This is a genomic window from Sphingopyxis sp. DBS4 (genome assembly GCF_024628865.1).
Taxonomy (GTDB): Bacteria; Pseudomonadota; Alphaproteobacteria; order Sphingomonadales; family Sphingomonadaceae; genus Sphingopyxis.
Genome location: NZ_CP102384.1, coordinates 2,566,419 through 2,581,687 on the forward strand (window position 1 = coordinate 2,566,419; position 15,269 = coordinate 2,581,687).

General features: G+C 65.9%; 15 protein-coding genes. 10 read left to right on the forward strand and 5 right to left on the reverse strand.

Going from position 1 to position 15,269, the window contains the following annotated elements; genetic code table 11:
- Nucleotides 1–58 precede the first annotated feature (58 nt).
- Together ctaD and coxB are read right to left on the reverse strand one after the other, a co-directional pair.
- Nucleotides 59–1,729, reverse strand: coding sequence for a cytochrome c oxidase subunit I (ctaD, locus tag NP825_RS12195; RefSeq protein ID WP_257543755.1), 1,671 nt, complete (start codon nt 1,727–1,729; stop codon nt 59–61).
- A 17-nt stretch (nt 1,730–1,746) separates the two neighbouring features.
- Nucleotides 1,747–2,874, reverse strand: a complete 1,128-nt coding sequence (coxB, locus tag NP825_RS12200) for a cytochrome c oxidase subunit II (protein WP_257543757.1) — start codon at nt 2,872–2,874, stop codon at nt 1,747–1,749.
- 229 nt (nt 2,875–3,103) lie between these two features.
- Here coxB and pyrE point away from each other — a divergent pair, with 229 nt between their 5' ends.
- The 6 genes from pyrE to NP825_RS12230 are packed head-to-tail and all read left to right on the forward strand — an operon-like array spanning nt 3,104 to nt 7,070.
- Nucleotides 3,104–3,688, forward strand: coding sequence for an orotate phosphoribosyltransferase (pyrE, locus tag NP825_RS12205; RefSeq protein WP_257543759.1), 585 nt, complete (start codon nt 3,104–3,106; stop codon nt 3,686–3,688).
- Nucleotides 3,685–4,428 (forward strand): pyridoxine 5'-phosphate synthase, encoded by a 744-nt coding sequence (locus tag NP825_RS12210; protein ID WP_257543761.1) that lies wholly within the window; start codon nt 3,685–3,687, stop codon nt 4,426–4,428. The genes pyrE and NP825_RS12210 overlap by 4 nt, the downstream gene beginning before the upstream one ends.
- Nucleotides 4,425–4,658 (forward strand): hypothetical protein, encoded by a 234-nt coding sequence (locus NP825_RS12215; protein ID WP_257543764.1) that lies wholly within the window; start codon nt 4,425–4,427, stop codon nt 4,656–4,658. Before NP825_RS12210 ends, NP825_RS12215 begins: the two co-directional genes overlap by 4 nt.
- The gene (gene acpS, locus NP825_RS12220; protein WP_257543766.1) at nt 4,655–5,056 is read left to right on the forward strand and encodes a holo-ACP synthase; all 402 of its coding nucleotides are present in this window, start codon (nt 4,655–4,657) and stop codon (nt 5,054–5,056) included. The genes NP825_RS12215 and acpS overlap by 4 nt, the downstream gene beginning before the upstream one ends.
- A gap of 2 nt (nt 5,057–5,058) precedes the next feature.
- Nucleotides 5,059–5,904, forward strand: coding sequence for a signal peptidase I (lepB, locus tag NP825_RS12225; protein WP_257543769.1), 846 nt, complete (start codon nt 5,059–5,061; stop codon nt 5,902–5,904).
- 11 nt (nt 5,905–5,915) lie between these two features.
- Complete coding sequence (locus NP825_RS12230) at nt 5,916–7,070, forward strand: AI-2E family transporter (RefSeq protein ID WP_257543771.1); 1,155 nt, start codon at nt 5,916–5,918, stop codon at nt 7,068–7,070.
- 36 nt (nt 7,071–7,106) lie between these two features.
- Here the strand turns inward: NP825_RS12230 and NP825_RS12235 are convergent, their stop codons facing one another.
- Both NP825_RS12235 and rpsU read right to left on the reverse strand, forming a co-directional pair.
- Nucleotides 7,107–7,619, reverse strand: coding sequence for an FKBP-type peptidyl-prolyl cis-trans isomerase (locus NP825_RS12235; RefSeq protein ID WP_257543773.1), 513 nt, complete (start codon nt 7,617–7,619; stop codon nt 7,107–7,109).
- 406 nt (nt 7,620–8,025) lie between these two features.
- A complete protein-coding gene (rpsU, locus tag NP825_RS12240) occupies nt 8,026–8,232 on the reverse strand; it encodes a 30S ribosomal protein S21 (protein ID WP_003047635.1) in 207 nt (68 codons plus the stop codon).
- A 269-nt stretch (nt 8,233–8,501) separates the two neighbouring features.
- On the opposite strand from rpsU, the gene NP825_RS12245 reads away from it, so the two are divergent.
- The 4 genes from NP825_RS12245 to NP825_RS12260 all read left to right on the forward strand — a co-directional run bounded on the left by NP825_RS12245 (nt 8,502) and on the right by NP825_RS12260 (nt 12,276).
- Nucleotides 8,502–9,266: a class II aldolase/adducin family protein gene (locus NP825_RS12245; protein ID WP_257543775.1), complete on the forward strand. Its 765-nt coding sequence runs from the start codon at nt 8,502–8,504 to the stop codon at nt 9,264–9,266.
- 27 nt (nt 9,267–9,293) lie between these two features.
- Nucleotides 9,294–9,839: a (2Fe-2S)-binding protein gene (locus NP825_RS12250; protein WP_105998231.1), complete on the forward strand. Its 546-nt coding sequence runs from the start codon at nt 9,294–9,296 to the stop codon at nt 9,837–9,839.
- A gap of 124 nt (nt 9,840–9,963) precedes the next feature.
- Nucleotides 9,964–10,887 carry an RcnB family protein gene (locus NP825_RS12255; protein WP_257543779.1) on the forward strand — a complete coding sequence of 308 codons (924 nt, stop codon included), beginning with the start codon at nt 9,964–9,966 and terminating at the stop codon, nt 10,885–10,887.
- Between the two features lie 117 nt (nt 10,888–11,004).
- A complete protein-coding gene (locus NP825_RS12260; protein ID WP_257543781.1) occupies nt 11,005–12,276 on the forward strand; it encodes an amidohydrolase family protein in 1,272 nt (423 codons plus the stop codon).
- A gap of 7 nt (nt 12,277–12,283) precedes the next feature.
- On the opposite strand, the gene NP825_RS12265 is transcribed toward NP825_RS12260, so the two are convergent.
- On the reverse strand, nt 12,284–14,866 hold the full coding sequence (locus NP825_RS12265) for an EAL domain-containing protein (protein ID WP_257543783.1): 2,583 nt from the start codon (nt 14,864–14,866) through the stop codon (nt 12,284–12,286).
- Nucleotides 14,867–15,269 lie beyond the last annotated feature (403 nt).

A 15,269-nucleotide genomic window follows, 5' to 3' on the forward strand; every position in this document is an offset into this window, starting at 1 on the left:
CAGGGAAACGCCCCCCGCCGACATCCGGCAGGGGGCGGAACCGTTCAGGCGATAGACGTCACGCGATCCGGGGCAGTTCGTTGAACTGGTGGAACGGCGGCGGGCTCGACAGCGTCCATTCGAGCGTCGTCGCACCCTCGCCCCACGGATTGTCGGCGGCCTTCTTGCCCGCGAACAGCGAATAGACGAGGTTCACGAAGAAGAAGAGCATCCCGACCGCCATGATCGCATAACCGACCGACGAGATATAATGCCAGTAGGCGAAGCCTTCGGCATAGTCGGGATAGCGGCGCGGCATGCCCTGCTGGCCCAGGAAGTGCTGGGGGAAGAACAGGATGTTCACGCCGATGAAGAATATCCAGAAGTGGAGCTGGCCCAGCGTCTCGCTGTACATCCGGCCCGACATCTTCGGGAACCAGTAATAGAAGCCGGCGAAGAGCGAGAAGACCGCGCCCAGCGACAGCACATAGTGGAAGTGCGCGACGACATAATAGGTGTCGTGCAGGTTGGTGTCGACGCCGCCGTTGGCGAGCACGACGCCGGTCACGCCGCCCACCGTGAACATGAAGATGAAGCCCAGCGCCCAGACCATCGGCGTCTTGAAGCTCAGCGAGCCGCCCCACATGGTGGCGATCCACGAAAAGATCTTGATGCCGGTCGGAACCGCGATGACCATCGTCGCCGCGGTGAAGTACATTTTCAGGTTCACGTTCATGCCGACGGTGAACATGTGGTGCGCCCACACGATGAAGCCGACGACACCGATCGCGACCATCGCATAAGCCATGCCGAGATAGCCGAAGACCGGCTTTTTCGAGAAGGTCGAGATGACCTGGCTGACGATGCCGAAGCCCGGCAGGATCATGATGTAGACTTCGGGATGGCCGAAGAACCAGAAGAGATGCTGGTAGAGCACCGGATCGCCGCCGCCCGTCGCGTCATAGAAGGTGGTGCCGAAGTTGCGGTCGGTCAGCAGCATGGTGATCGCAGCGGCCAGAACCGGCAGCGACAGCAGCAGCAGAAAGGCGGTGACCAGCACCGACCACACGAACAGCGGCATCTTGTGCAGGGTCATGCCCGGCGCGCGCATGTTGAAGATAGTGGTGATGAAGTTGATCGCGCCGAGGATCGACGCCGCACCCGCAAGGTGGACCGAGAAGATCGCCATGTCGACCGCGGGGCCGACCGAGCCGCTGGTCGACAGCGGCGCATAGAGCGTCCAGCCGGTACCGGCGCCAAGGCCGCTGCCGCCGGGGAAGAACATCGAGGCGACGAGCATGACGAACGCCACGGTGGTCAGCCAATAGCTGACGTTGTTCATCCGCGGGAAGGCCATGTCGGGCGCGCCGATCATCAGCGGCACGAACCAGTTGCCGAAGCCGCCGATCATCGCCGGCATGACCATGAAGAAGATCATGATCAGGCCGTGCGCGGTGATCATCACGTTCCAGAAATGCTTCGCCTGCACCTCGGTCGCGGCGGGGTCGAAGAATTGCGCCCAGCCGTGGAGATACTGGATGCCCGGTTCGGCGAGTTCGAGGCGCATCATCCCCGACAGCACGCCGCCGACGATGCCGGCGATGATCGCGAAGATCAGGTAGAGCGTGCCGATGTCCTTGTGGTTCGTGGACATGAACCAGCGGACGAAGAAGCCCGGCGTGTGGTCGTGGTCATGATCATGCGCATGATCGTGGCCATGGGATGGTGCAGTCGCTGCGATATCGGTCATCTGTCGGACCCCTTGGATTAATTCTTGGCGGCAGGCGCGGCGGCGGGAGCCGCAGCCGGCGCTGCTTCGGGTGCGGTGGCGGCAGGCGCGGGAGCCGGCGCGGCGGTCGTGGTCGCGGGGACCGGACCGGCGGTCGCGGGCGCGGCCGGAGCCGCGGCGGCGGGCGCCGGACCGTCGGGATTGCCGCCCTTCGAGCGGACCCAGGCCTTCCACTTGTCGACCGGCAGGACCTCGACCGCGATCGGCATATAGCCGTGGTCAACGCCGCAAAGCTCCGAACACTGGCCGTAATAGACACCGACCTTGGTCGCCGTGAAAGTGGTTTCGTTGGCGCGGCCGGGGACCGCATCCATCTTGGTCCAGAAAGCCGGGACCGCAAAGCTGTGGATCACGTCGGAGCCGGTGATGATCAGCTTCACCTGGCGGCCGACGGGAACGACCATGCGGTTATCGACGGCGAGGTGATAGGGCTCGCCGCGCGCCTTCGCCTGATCCTCGGGCAGTATCTTCGAGACATATTCGGCGATGCCCTGGTCGGGGTAGGCATAGCCCCAATACCATTGATAGCCGGTGACCTTGATCGTCAGAGCATCCTTCTTCGGCGGCTCATATTGCGCCGCGAGCAGGCGGATCGACGGCACCGCGATCACCGCGAGGATCAGCACGGGAATCGCGGTCCAGATCACTTCGATGAAGGTGTTGTGCGTCGTCTTCGACGGCACCGGGTTCGCGCCGGCACGGTAGCGCGCGATCACCCAGAGCAGCAGGCCGAGCACGAACAGCGTGATCACCGTGATGACGGGCAGCAGGATATAGTGATTGAACGTATAGGCCTGCTCGCCGATCGGGGTAACCTGCGGCTGGAAATTGATGTCGCCGTCGACCGGCTGGCCGATCCCGGCGGTGGGCTTCATGGGCACATAGGTCGCATCGCCGGCGGGCGCGGCCGCCTTGGCGGCGTCGGCCGGTGCGGGCGCCGCGGTGGTCGCCGCCGCATCGGGCGCTGCCGGAGCCGGAGCCGGAGTCGCCGTCGTCGGGACCGCCGGCGCCGCGGCGGGTGCCGCCGCCGGTGCCTGTGCCTGCGCGGCGCCCACCGCGCCGAGCGACAAAGCCGCTGCGATTACAAGGGATTTCAAGCTCTTCATAAGGATAGTGCCGCCCGTTGCCTGTTGTTCTTATCGATGCCCCAACCCCTTTGTGCGGACACCGGACATGCGTCACGGCAGCCGTCCCCAAGGCTGAATCTCGCGGGCGCTATAGACCCGCTTGCCGCTTGCCTCAAGCATCTCTAACACTATTTTCCGGCTGGCAAATCTTCGCCACCGAAACCCGCCCCTCGCAGGCGGGTCAACAGGAACAAAAGACCCTTCTCCCATGACCGACGATGAAATCCTGGCCGAGTTCCGCGCCGCCGATGCGCTGTTGCAGGGGCATTTCCTGCTCTCCTCGGGCCGCCACAGCGAATATTATCTGCAGTGCGCGCGCGTCCTGATGGACACCGAGCGCGCCGGGCGGCTCGCCGCCGCACTCGCCGCCAAGCTGCCGCGCGACCTTCGCCAGGCGATCGATCTGGTCGTCTCGCCCGCGATGGGCGGCGTCATCATCGGCCATGAGATGGGCCGCGCGCTCGGCAAGCCCGCGATCTTCGTCGAGCGCCCGACGGGCACCTTCGAACTGCGCCGCGGTTTCGCCATCCCCGCCGGCGCCAAAGTGCTGATGGTCGAGGACGTCGTCACCACCGGCCTCTCGTCGCGCGAAGCGATGGAGGCGGTGTGCGCCGCAGGCGGCGAGATTCTCGCCGAGGCCGCGCTGGTCGATCGCTCGGCGGGGAGCAATATCGATCTCGGCGTTCCCTTCTATCCGCTCGTCGCGATCAATTTCCCGACCTATGCGGCCGACGAACTGCCGCCCGAGCTTGCCGGGACGCCGGCGATCAAGCCGGGGAGCCGCGCGAATTGAGCACGCCGCCGTCCAGCCGCCTGCGCCTCGGCGTCAACATCGACCATGTCGCAACGATCCGCAACGCGCGCGGCGGCGACCATCCCGATCCGGTGCGCGCGGCGGAAATCGTCGCGGCGGTCGGCGGCAACGGCATCACCGCGCATCTGCGCGAAGACCGGCGCCACATCCGCGACGACGACCTCGCGCGCATCCAGGCCGCGACCAGCCTGCCGCTGAACCTCGAAATGGCGGCGACCGACGAGATGGTCGCGATCGCGCTCCGCCACGCGCCGCACGCCGCGTGCATCGTCCCCGAAAAGCGCGAGGAGCGCACGACCGAGGGCGGCCTCGACGCCGCGGGGCAGCATAATCATCTCGCGCCGATCGTATCGCGGCTGAACGACGCCGGCATCCGCGTCAGCCTGTTCATCGAACCCGACGCGCGCCAGATCGAGGCGGCGATGCGCCTCAAGGCGCCGGTCGTCGAATTCCACACCGGCCGCTATGCCCATGCCGAGGGCGAGGATCGCGCCGCCGAACTCCGCCGCCTCGCCGACGCGGCGGCGCTGGCATGGAAGAACGGCATCGAACCGCACGCAGGCCACGGGCTGACCTACGACAATGTCGTGCCCGTCGCCGCGATCCCGCAACTCGCCGAACTCAACATAGGTCATTATCTGATCGGCGAGGCGATCTTCACCGGGCTGGAAGACGCGGTGCGCCGGATGCGCGAGCTTATGGATGAGGCGCGGGGGTGAGCGCCCCCGGACACGCGCTCCTGATGGTGTCGGGCGTCCTGAAGATCGGGGGCACGCTGTTGTGCGCGCTACTGCTGGCGAAGCTCGGATGGGATATGGCAAGCGGCCGACAAGTCGAGATTCCGCCAGTCCTTCTCATCGCGATCAGCGCGACGCTTACTGCGCAGCTGGCCGCCTGGGCGGGCTGGCGCTACGCCACGCGCCGCGAAACCGGAGACCGCGGCGCATGATCATCGGCCTCGGCTCCGACCTCTGCAATATCGAGCGCATCCAAGCCTCGCTCGACCGTTTCGGCGAGCGCTTCGAAAAGCGCGTCTTCACCGACATCGAGCGCGCCAAGGCGGCGCGGCGGCCGTTCACGCGCGCGGGCACCTATGCCAAGCGCTTCGCCGCCAAGGAGGCTTTCTCCAAGGCGGTCGGCACCGGCTTCAAACGCGGCGTGTTCATGAAGGACATCGGCGTCGTCAACGCCCCCTCGGGCGCGCCGACGCTGGCGCTGGCCGGCGGCGCGGCCGCGCGGCTCGCGGAGATGATCCCGCCGGGGCACAAAGCGTATATCCACCTGACGCTGACCGACGACCATCCCTGGGCGCAGGCTTTCGTCATCATCGAGGCAATCAAGGACTGAGCATGGCGAAGAACAAGGCGGAACAGGAAGACGGCGGCTGGGGCAAGCTGATCCGCGACATCGTGGTGATCCTGATCCTCGTGCTCGGCATCCATAGCTGCGTCGCCAAGCCCTTCTATATCCCGTCCGATTCGATGATGCCGATCCTGCGCAACGGCGACCGGCTGATCGTCAGCAAATATCCCTATGGCTGGTCCTATGCCTCGGCGAGCTTCCACCTCGCGCCGAAAACGCCCGGCCGCTGGTTCGGCAAGCTGCCCGCGCGCGGCGACATCGTCGTGCTCGAGCATCCGGTGACGCGCGTCGATTATATCAAGCGGGTGATCGGCCTGCCCGGCGACACGATCGAGCTGCGGGGCGGCGCGCTGATCATCAACGGCAAGCCGATCAAGCGCGAGGTCGAGCCGATGCTCTCGGTCCCGGTCGACGCCAACATGCCCGGCCCCGACAGCAGCCTCGGCCGCTTCCTGACCCGCGACGCCAGCGGCAAGGACGTGCTCGAACTGCCCATCGTGCGCGAAACGCTGCCCGGCGGCGCGACCTTCGACACGATCGACATGGGGCCCGGCTACATGACCGACGATTATGGGCCGATCAAAGTGCCCGCCGGTCACCTGTTCCTGATGGGCGACAACCGCGACGGCAGCGCCGACAGCCGCGTCGCCGTCAGCCAGAAGGGGCTCGGCGGCCCGGTGCCGTTCGATGCGATTGCGGGCCGCGCGGAGATCATCAGCTTTTCGACCGACGGCACCGCTGAATGGTATAATCCGCTGAGCTGGTTCGGCGCGTTGCGCGCAGACCGCGCCGGAACCAACTTGCGCCCCGCGCATGATGGAAATGCGAAATAGGGAGCGACGGCATGGCGACGGCGAAGGGAACGACCAGAAAGACGAGCACGACGCGTGCCAAGGCGTCCACCTCCCCCGCGCCGCGCGCCGACGAGCATGGGGACGAGCATAGGGAAGCCCCCGGCCCCACCGAGATTCGCAGCCAGCTCGTCCGCACCGAGCTTTTGAAAGCCGGCGTCTGGCTCGGTCTCACCTTCGCCATCGGCGTCTGCATCGTGCTGATCCAGCCGATCCTGCTCATCTTCGCGGCGATCGTCGTTGCGGCGATCCTCGACGGCGGCACCCGCCTGATCGGCCGCGTCCTGCCGATCGGCCGCGGCTGGCGGCTGCTGATCGTCTGCCTTTCGCTTGTCGCCTTTCTCGTCTGGACAGTGATGTTCGCGGGCTCGCAGATCGCCGATCAGGCCGCAACGCTGCAAAAGGTCGTGATGGGCCAGGTCGAGCGCATCGCGGCGTGGGCGAGCGCGCACGGCATGGGCGACGTCCAGCTCGACACCAAGACGATCACGGAGAATATCGCGGGCACCGTCGGGCGCGTCACCGCCGCGGTCGGCACGGTGCTCGGCGCGCTGACCAGCCTCGTCATGGTGGTCGTGCTCGGCATCTTCATCGCGATCGAGCCGCGGCTCTATGAACGCGGCGTCGCGTGGATGCTGCCGATGAAGAGCCGCGAGAATTTCTATATCACCACCGCGCGCATGGGCTTCACGCTGCGCCGGCTGATGGCGGGGCGGCTGCTCGGGATGATCGTCGAGGGGATCGGCACCTGGCTCGCCTGCCTCGCGGTCGGCATTCCGATGGCGGCGCTGATGGGACTGCTCACCGGCCTGCTCGCCTTCATCCCCAATATCGGCGCGATCGTCTCGGGCGTGCTGCTGGTGCTCGTCGGTTTTTCGGCCGGGACCGACGCCGGCCTGTGGGCCATCGCCATCTATTTCATCGTCCAGACGGTCGACGGCTATCTGATCGTCCCGATGGTCGCGAAACAGACCGTCGACCTGGCTCCCGCGCTCGTCCTCGGCGCGCAGATATTGTTCGGCGCGCTGCTCGGCATCATGGGGCTGTTCCTCGCCGACCCGATCGTCGCGATGATCAAGGTCGCGCTCGAACGCGAAGCCGAGCGCAACGCAGGGGTGCAGGCGAAAGCGGCGGCTTCCTTAGCCTAAAGCCCGTCGCCCCCGCGATGGGGGACGACGATCAAATTACGGCTGCGGCGCCGGAGCCGGAGCGCCCGGCGCGCCCTGCTGGTGCATCTGCTGTTGCTGCATCATCTGCTGCATCGCGCGAACTTCGGCCTCGGATTTGAAATCGAGCAATTCGACGTCGAAATAAAGCGTGCTGTTGCCGGGGATCGGGCCCTTGGCCTCCGCGCCATAGCCCTTTTTCGGCGGAATGACGATCTTGTACTTTCCGCCCTTCTGCATCTTTTTGAGCGCTTCGCTGAAGCCCTGGACCACGCCGGTCACGGGCATCGGCGCCTGCTCCTGCTGGTCGAAGACCGTCCCGTTGCCGAGGCGGCCGGTATATTTGATAAGTACGATATCGCCGTCGGTCGGGCTCTTGCCCTCGCCGGCCTTCACCACCTCGAACTCGCGCACGACGGTTTGGCACCAGGCGAAGCCAGTGCCCGCGACGAGCAACGCGATGAGGCCGATCCACATCAGCCAGAGGCCGCCCTTGCTCACCGGGCGCAGCGGAACCGTCGTGACGCTCATCTCATTGTCCTTCCCCTGCCCAGCCGGAGATGGTCCGGCAGAGCGAAAATATCGGCGACGCCTATAGGCGGATGCGGGCGGCAGGGTCCAGAGCAATTATCCCCGACCGGCAACCCTGATGTCCGGTTTGGGGTGGCGAGCGGACGTTGAAGGATGGCGCTATTTCCCCCTCCCGCAAGCGGGAGGGGCAGCGAGACTTACGAACTTTGTTCGTTAGTCGCAGCGGGGTGGGCCCTTGCACCGTCGCTGCCCACCCCCAGCCCCTCCCGCTTGCGGGAGGGGAGAAGATAGGCCCGCTTCCGATCGCGACCAGCCCTTTGCCGCCCCCCATCTTCGCACACGAAAAAGGGCGCCGCGTTGCCGCGGCGCCCTTTTCTCGAATCAGGATCCCGAAGGGAAGACGGTCCTACTTGATACCGTCGCGCTCCATCCGCTTGCGCTCCATCTTGCGGGCGCGGCGGACGGCGGCGGCACGCTCGCGGGCGCGCTTTTCGCTGGGCTTTTCGTAGTGACGGCGCAGCTTCATTTCGCGATACACGCCCTCACGCTGCAGCTTCTTCTTGAGCGCGCGAAGGGCCTGGTCGACATTATTGTCGCGAACGATGATCTGCATACGCCGTGTCGTCTCCTGTTCGTCAAAACGATCCGGGCCACCGGATGATCCGGCCCGCCGTAAATCGCCGATATTCGGGCAATAAAAAGAGCGCCGCGAAAGCGCGACGTTCCGATGCAGCGCCAACTAAAGGGATTCGCGCCGAAATGCAAGCCCCCGCGCGGCGAGATGCGGCACGAACGCCGCAGAAGGCCATCGGGCGGGATTGTGCCCCGCCCCACGCCTGTGGCATAAGTAGCAGGACGAAACTAACATCAAAGGGACAGGCCATGGCGACCCAGCTCAAGCGCAACAGCAAATATAGCGAAGCCGAATGGACCGCGCGGCAGGAACTTGCCGCCTGCTACCGCATCTTCGCGATGATGGGCTGGGACGAGATGATCTTCAACCATATCACCGTGAAGGTCCCCGACGAGGAGGGCAGCTACCTCATCAACCCCTATGGCATGCATTTCAGCGAGGTCACCGCATCGAGCCTGATCAAGATCGACATCGACGGCAACAAGGTCGACGAGGATAACCCCTGGCACGTCAACAAGGCCGGCTTCGTCCAGCACAGCCTGTTCCACCGCATCCTGCCCGACGCGCACGCGATCATCCACACCCACACCACCGCGACGACGGCGGTGTGTGCGCTGGAGGGCGGGCTCCAGCCGGTCAATTTCTATGCCTGCAACTTCGCCGGCCAGCTCGCCTATCATGATTTCGAGGGCGTGACGGTGCGCGAGGAGGAGGGCGAGCGGCTGGTCGAGAATCTCGGCAACAAGCGCATCCTGATGCTGAAGAATCATGGCCCTGTTGTCATGGGCAAGACGCTGACCGAAGCCTTCATCAAATATTGGGCGCTGCAGCGCGCCTGCGAAATCCAGCTTGCGACGATGAGCATGGGCAAGCCGATCACCGTCCCCGACGAGGTGATCGCGGTCCACCAGCGCGACCTCTACATGGCCGCCATCCCCGGCCAGGCGGGCAAGCCCGAATTCGACGCGATGGTCCGCAAGGTCGACAAGATCGACACAAGCTGGCGTGACTAATCCACCCGTTCGGCTAAGACCGGCGGCATGACGAAATTCTCGGTCAACGATCGCCCGGTCGAATATCGCATGGACCCCGAAACGCCCCTGCTGTGGGCGCTGCGCGACGCGTCGAACCTGACGGGTACCAAATATGGCTGCGGCACCGGCGAATGCGGCGCCTGCACCGTCGATATCGACGGCGAGGCGATTCGCAGTTGCATGGTCACCATCGCCGAATGCGAAGGCCGCTTCGTCACGACGATCGAGGGGCTGACCCGCGATCGCAGCCATCCGGTGCAGCAAGCGTGGGTCGCCGACCAGGTGCCGCAATGCGGTTTCTGCCAGTCGGGAATGATCATGGCCGCCGCCGCGCTGCTCCGGAAGAACAGCAATCCCAGCGACGCGGAGATCGACGCGGCGATGACCAACATCTGCCGCTGCGGCACCTATCCCCGCATCCGCGGCGCGATCCGCCGCGCCGGCCGCGTGCTGCGCGGCGAGGAACGCATCGCCGCCGCGCCGCCGCCGGGTATTCGCCCCGCCGACGCGGCGCGCGCTGTGCCGGCGCTCAAGGCTCCGCACGAACGCTGATCGTTCATCTAGCTGAACCGCAGGCAACAACCGGGTTCAGCGATGATGCATCTTGCCCCCGGTAAATTTCGATTCATCTTCCCGATCGGCCGGGTGCCGTATGGGACATTGGAGTATCCTCAAGATGAAGAAGATGTTCGGAGGCTTGCTGATCGCCGCGACAATCCTGACCCCCATCGCGCCCGCCGCCGCCCAGGCGAACGGCGAGCGCATCCAGATCGCCCAGCGCGAGCGCGGCGACCGAGGCTCGCGCGGCTCGGAAGGCCGACGCGGCGGCAATTGGAACGGCGGCCAGCGTGCCGAACAACCGCAGCGCCAGTCGCAACCGCAGGCGCGCCCAGTCCAGCAGCGTCCGGTCCAGCAACCGCAGGTTCAGCGCACACCGCGTGGCGACCGCAATGGCTGGAACGGCCAGCGCGGCAACACCGCCCCGCGCCAGTGGCAGGGTCAACGCGGCGACCGTCAACGCGCGCAACAGCCGCCGGTTCAGCGCCCGGCGCCACAGCAGTGGCAAAGCCAGCGCGGCGGCGCCTATGATCGCAACCGCGACGGCCGCGTCGATCGCCAATGGGACCGGAACCGCAATGGTCAGGTCGACCGCCGCTACGACCGCAATCGCAACGGGCAGGTCGATCGTCGCTACGACCGGAACCGCAACGGCCAGCTCGACCGCCGCTGGGATCGCAACAACGACAACCGGATCGATCGCCGCTATCGCGACAGGCGCGCCGACAACAGGAACTGGAACCGTCAGTGGCGGAACGATCGCCGCTACGACTGGCGCAGCTACCGCGACCACAATCGCGGCTATTACCGGATGCCGCGCTATTACAACCCGTATCGCGGACGCAGCTATACACGGTTCAGCATCGGCTTTTCGCTCGGGTCGCTTTTCTATGGGCAGCGCTACTGGATCAACGATCCCTGGTACTATCGCCTGCCCCCGGCCTACGGCGACTATCGCTGGATCCGCTATTATGACGATGCGCTTCTCGTCGACGTCTACAGCGGCCGCGTGGTCGACGTGATCTACGACTTCTTCTGGTAATATCCTTTCGGTTGTCAGAAGAGAAACTGAGGGGGTCGGATTTCCGGCCCCCTCTTTTTATGCGCTTGCCCTCCTTCCTTCCGCGCGTCACGATGCCGGCACGACAGGGGAGAGATCATGCGTAAACTTGGGTTCGCCGCCGCCGCGGCGGTCGCGCTGATGGGTAGCAGCGCCATCGCGAAAACCACGATCGTCTATGCCGGCCACCTCATCACCGACGCCAGCAAGCCCGCCGAGGGGCCGTCGACGGTCACCGTCACCGACGGCCGCATCGTCTCGATCGCGCCTGGCCGCGCCGCGCCGCCCGCAGGTGCCGAGGTCGTCGACCTGGGCAACAAGACGCTGCTTCCCGGCCTGATCGATCTCCACGTCCATCTGACCGGCGATCCCGGCGGCGACTATCGCAGCGAAGCGGTCGATCCCGACGAATGGGGCGTCGTCGTCGGCGCCAAGAATGCGCGCGTCACGCTGCGCGCCGGCTTCACCACGGTGCGCGAGGCGGGGTCGGCGCAATATACCGCCTTCTCGCTCCGCCGCGGCACCGCCGAGGGCTATATCGAGGGGCCGCGTATCATTGCCGCCGGGCCGCCGCTGGCGATCATCGGCGGGCATGGCGACACGACGGGCTTTCGCGAGGACATTCACGCGGTACTCGATCAGGGCTATACCTGCACCGGCGCGGTCGAATGCGCGGAGAAGGTCCGCAAGGCCTCGCGCGCGGGGGCCGACGTCATCAAGATCACCGCAACCGGCGGTGTCCTGTCGCAGCAGGGCCGCGGGCTCGGCGCGCATTTCTCCAATGCGGAGATGGAAAGCATCGCCACCACCGCCCATTCGCTGGGCCTGAAGGTCATGGCGCACGCGCATGGCGCGCGCGGGATCGAATCGGCCGCGACGGCGGGGATCGACAGCATCGAGCACGGCACCTTCGCCGACGAGGCGGCGCTCAAGGTGATGAAGGCGAATGGAACCTATATGGTCCCGACGCTGATGGCGTTCGAGGGCATTCGCGAACGGCTGGGCAAAGGCATCTATACGCCGACGGTCGAGGAAAAGGTACGGATGACGCTGAGCGATGTCGGCAAGGCGATGGCGCGCGCCAAGGAAATGGGGATACCGATCGCCTTCGGCACCGACGCCGGGGTGTTCGAGCATGGCCGCAACGCCGGCGAATTCGCGCTGCTCGTCAAATATGGGCTGACCCCGCGCGAGGCGCTGGCGAGCGCGACCACCATCGCGGCGCGGCTCCTGTCGATGGAGGACGAGATCGGCCGCATCGCGCCCGGCATGTCCGCCGACATGATCGCGGTCGACGGCGATCCGCTGACCGACGTCCGCACCCTCGAATCGGTCGATTGGGTGATGGCGCGCGGCCGGGTCGCGGAGTAACGCGACGTCACGCCGCGCGATAGGCGCGCTGCTTGAATGCCCTCGGCTGCGCCGGGGGTCCGGCGAAGATCGTCATGTCGATCGCTTCGACAAAGCGCACCCCGACGCGATTGCCCGCCGACCAGCGCGCCTCGGCATCGAGCCGGACGTCGGGGGTCAGCTCCAGCGTCAACGGCGTGCCTTCGGGCACGTTCCACAGCCCCTCGATCAGCGCGCCGCGCGACGACAGGTTGCGGACGATGGCTTCGTAGTGGTAGCCGCCGCTTTCCACTTGAATCCTGCGGAAGGTCCGCATCCGGGGTTCGCGCGCGCTTTTGAAGCCGCGCGCGACGACGCGCCCGCCGCCCTCGCGCAGCAGCGCCAGCACCTCGCCCAATTCAATCGGACGCCCATAGATATAGCCCTGGACGTGGCTGCAGCCGAGCGCGCGGACGAGCGCGAGATCGTCGTGCGTCTCCACCCCCTCGGCGGTCGTCTCCATGTCGAGCGCGGTCGCGAGGCCGACGATCGACGAGATGATCGCGGCGTTCATGCTGCTCTTGTCGGCGGCGCCGAGCACGAAGCTCTGGTCGATCTTGATCTTGTCGAACGGCGCCTTCTTCAGATAGCCGAGCGCCGAATAGCCGGTGCCGAAATCATCGAGCGCGAGGCGAACGCCGGTGCGCTTCAATTTCTGGAACATCTCCAGATTTTCCGGGCTTTCGTCGAGGAAGACGCCTTCGGTGATCTCGAGCTCGAGCTGGCCGGGTTCGATCCCTGCCGCCGCGACCGCGTTCAGGATCGTCGCGGGCAGCTTTTCGTTGGCGAACTGGCGCGGCGAGACATTGACCGCGACGCGGTAGCCGGGCCCCAGCCGCGCGATCGTCGCGCAAGCGGTGCGGATGATCCACTCGCCGATCGGGACGATCAGGTTCGATTCCTCGGCGATGGGAATGAATTTCGACGGGCTGACAACCTCGCCGCCCTCGCGCCGCCAGCGGATCAGTGCCTCAAACCCCGTGACATGCTCGCGCTTCACGTCGACGATCGGTTGATAGAGCAAGGTCAGCTCGTCCCTTGCGAGCGCGTCGCGCAGCGCATCCTCGATCGCCTTTCGCTCGCTCGCCTGATTGTGCATCGCATCGGCGTAGAAACGATAGACGCCGCGCCCCGCATCCTTGGCCGCGTAGAGCGCGAGGTCGGCGTTGCGGACGAGCGCCGACGAGGACACCCCCTGCCCTTCGGACACCGCGATGCCGATCGACGAACCGATCCGCACCTGCTCGCCCTCGATCGCGAAGGGCTTGGCGAGGCTGAGGATGATCGCATTGGCGATCCCCGCCAGTTTCTCGGGCTGGACGATCTGCGGCAGCACGATCTGGAACTCGTCGCCGCCGAGCCGCCCCACCTGCCCCTTGTCGCCGACGATCTGGGTCAGGCGCCCCGCGACCTGTTGCAGCAACTGGTCGCCGACCGGGTGACCCAGCGTGTCGTTGACCGCCTTGAAGCGGTCGAGGTCCATCAGCAGCAGCGCGCACGGCTGCGCCTGCCCCATATGGTTGCGAAGCGCGCGTTCGAGCAGGTCGGTGATGTGGAGGCGGTTGGCGAGGCCGGTGAGCGTGTCGTAGCGCGCGAGCTGGTTGATTTCGCGCTCCGACCTTTTCTTGTCCGTGAGGTCGGTGCCGCTGCCGCGAAAACCCTGGAAATTGCCGAGCTCGTTGCTGATCGGATGGCCCGAGATCGACCACCAGCGCTCCTCGCCCGACACCGCCGCCTGGACGGTCAGTTCGTTGAACGGCGTCCGCGATGACAGGCTGAATCCCAGCGTCCGCTCCTCGCTCTCGTCATTGCCGACGCGCTTGCGGATCAGGTCGGTGAACGGCCGGCCGAAAAGCTCCGATTGCGGGATGCCCAGCTTCGCCGCGACCGGCGGCGAGATATAGACGAGATGGCCATAACGGTCGGTTTCCCAGAACCAGCCACGCCCCGCCCGCTCGAAATCGCGCATCAGCCCAAGCGCGCGCTGCTGCTCGCTGATCGTCCGCCGGCTGGCGTGCGTCGCGCGGCGCTGGTGCCGGACATCCTCGCGCAACATGACGATGAGGAGCCCGAGAAAGACGAGCCCCGCCACCCCGAACGGCCACGACGCGATGCCGATCGCGCCGCCGAGCGCCATCGCTCCGGCAAAGGCGAAAAAGGCCGGACGGACGATCGCCGCGGCGGCGGCGGCAACGAGGATCGAGCCGAGCTTGATGGCCGAAAAGGCATCGAAATAGAGGCGGCCGTCGTGCGCCGCGGTCGCGGCGAACATCGCCGCCGAATGCAGCATCGTTCCGGTGATGAGAAGCGCGAAGCAGGCCCCGACCCCGCGCCGCAGCCAGCGGCCCGAAGGCGGCGGCCGGACTCGCGAAAGCTGGCCGAGGACCGTCAGGACAAGGTCGCAACCAAGGCCGGCGGCCATGACCAGCCACAGCGACGGACGCGCGAGAAAACCCGCAACGCCGGGAAAGAAGGCAAAGGCGAAAAAAGCCAGCACGCGGGCGATGAGGACATAGTGCCAGAGCTGCGCGACACGCATCAGGCGCGCCACGAACTCCGGTGTCGCGAGCAACGATTCCCCTTCGGGCAAATCGCTGGCCGCCGGCCGTACGATGTTGAATCGAACCCCCAAATTCCGCCCATCCCGCTCGTCTGGTCCAACCATCCCTCTGTCCGCAGGCGGGTTACCAAATCCTTACCGCCGACCGCCGATTGCCCCCATTGCTGTGCCATTATGGGTGGCAATAGGGTGTGAGAAGCGCGGCATGATTTTGCGTCCCGGCAAAAGCCGGGGAGCCAATAGGAAAGAAGGCCATGCTGGCCGTTTCATGAGATTCGCGCAGAGGCGCAAAGATCGTAGAGATTTCGGTTCACGCGGAGACGCGGAGAGACAGCGTTCGCCGCGAAGCGGCCATCCCCTGCAAACGTTGTGAAAAAACGGAGCGCGTGCGCGAAATTGGACCTATCGGCCCAGC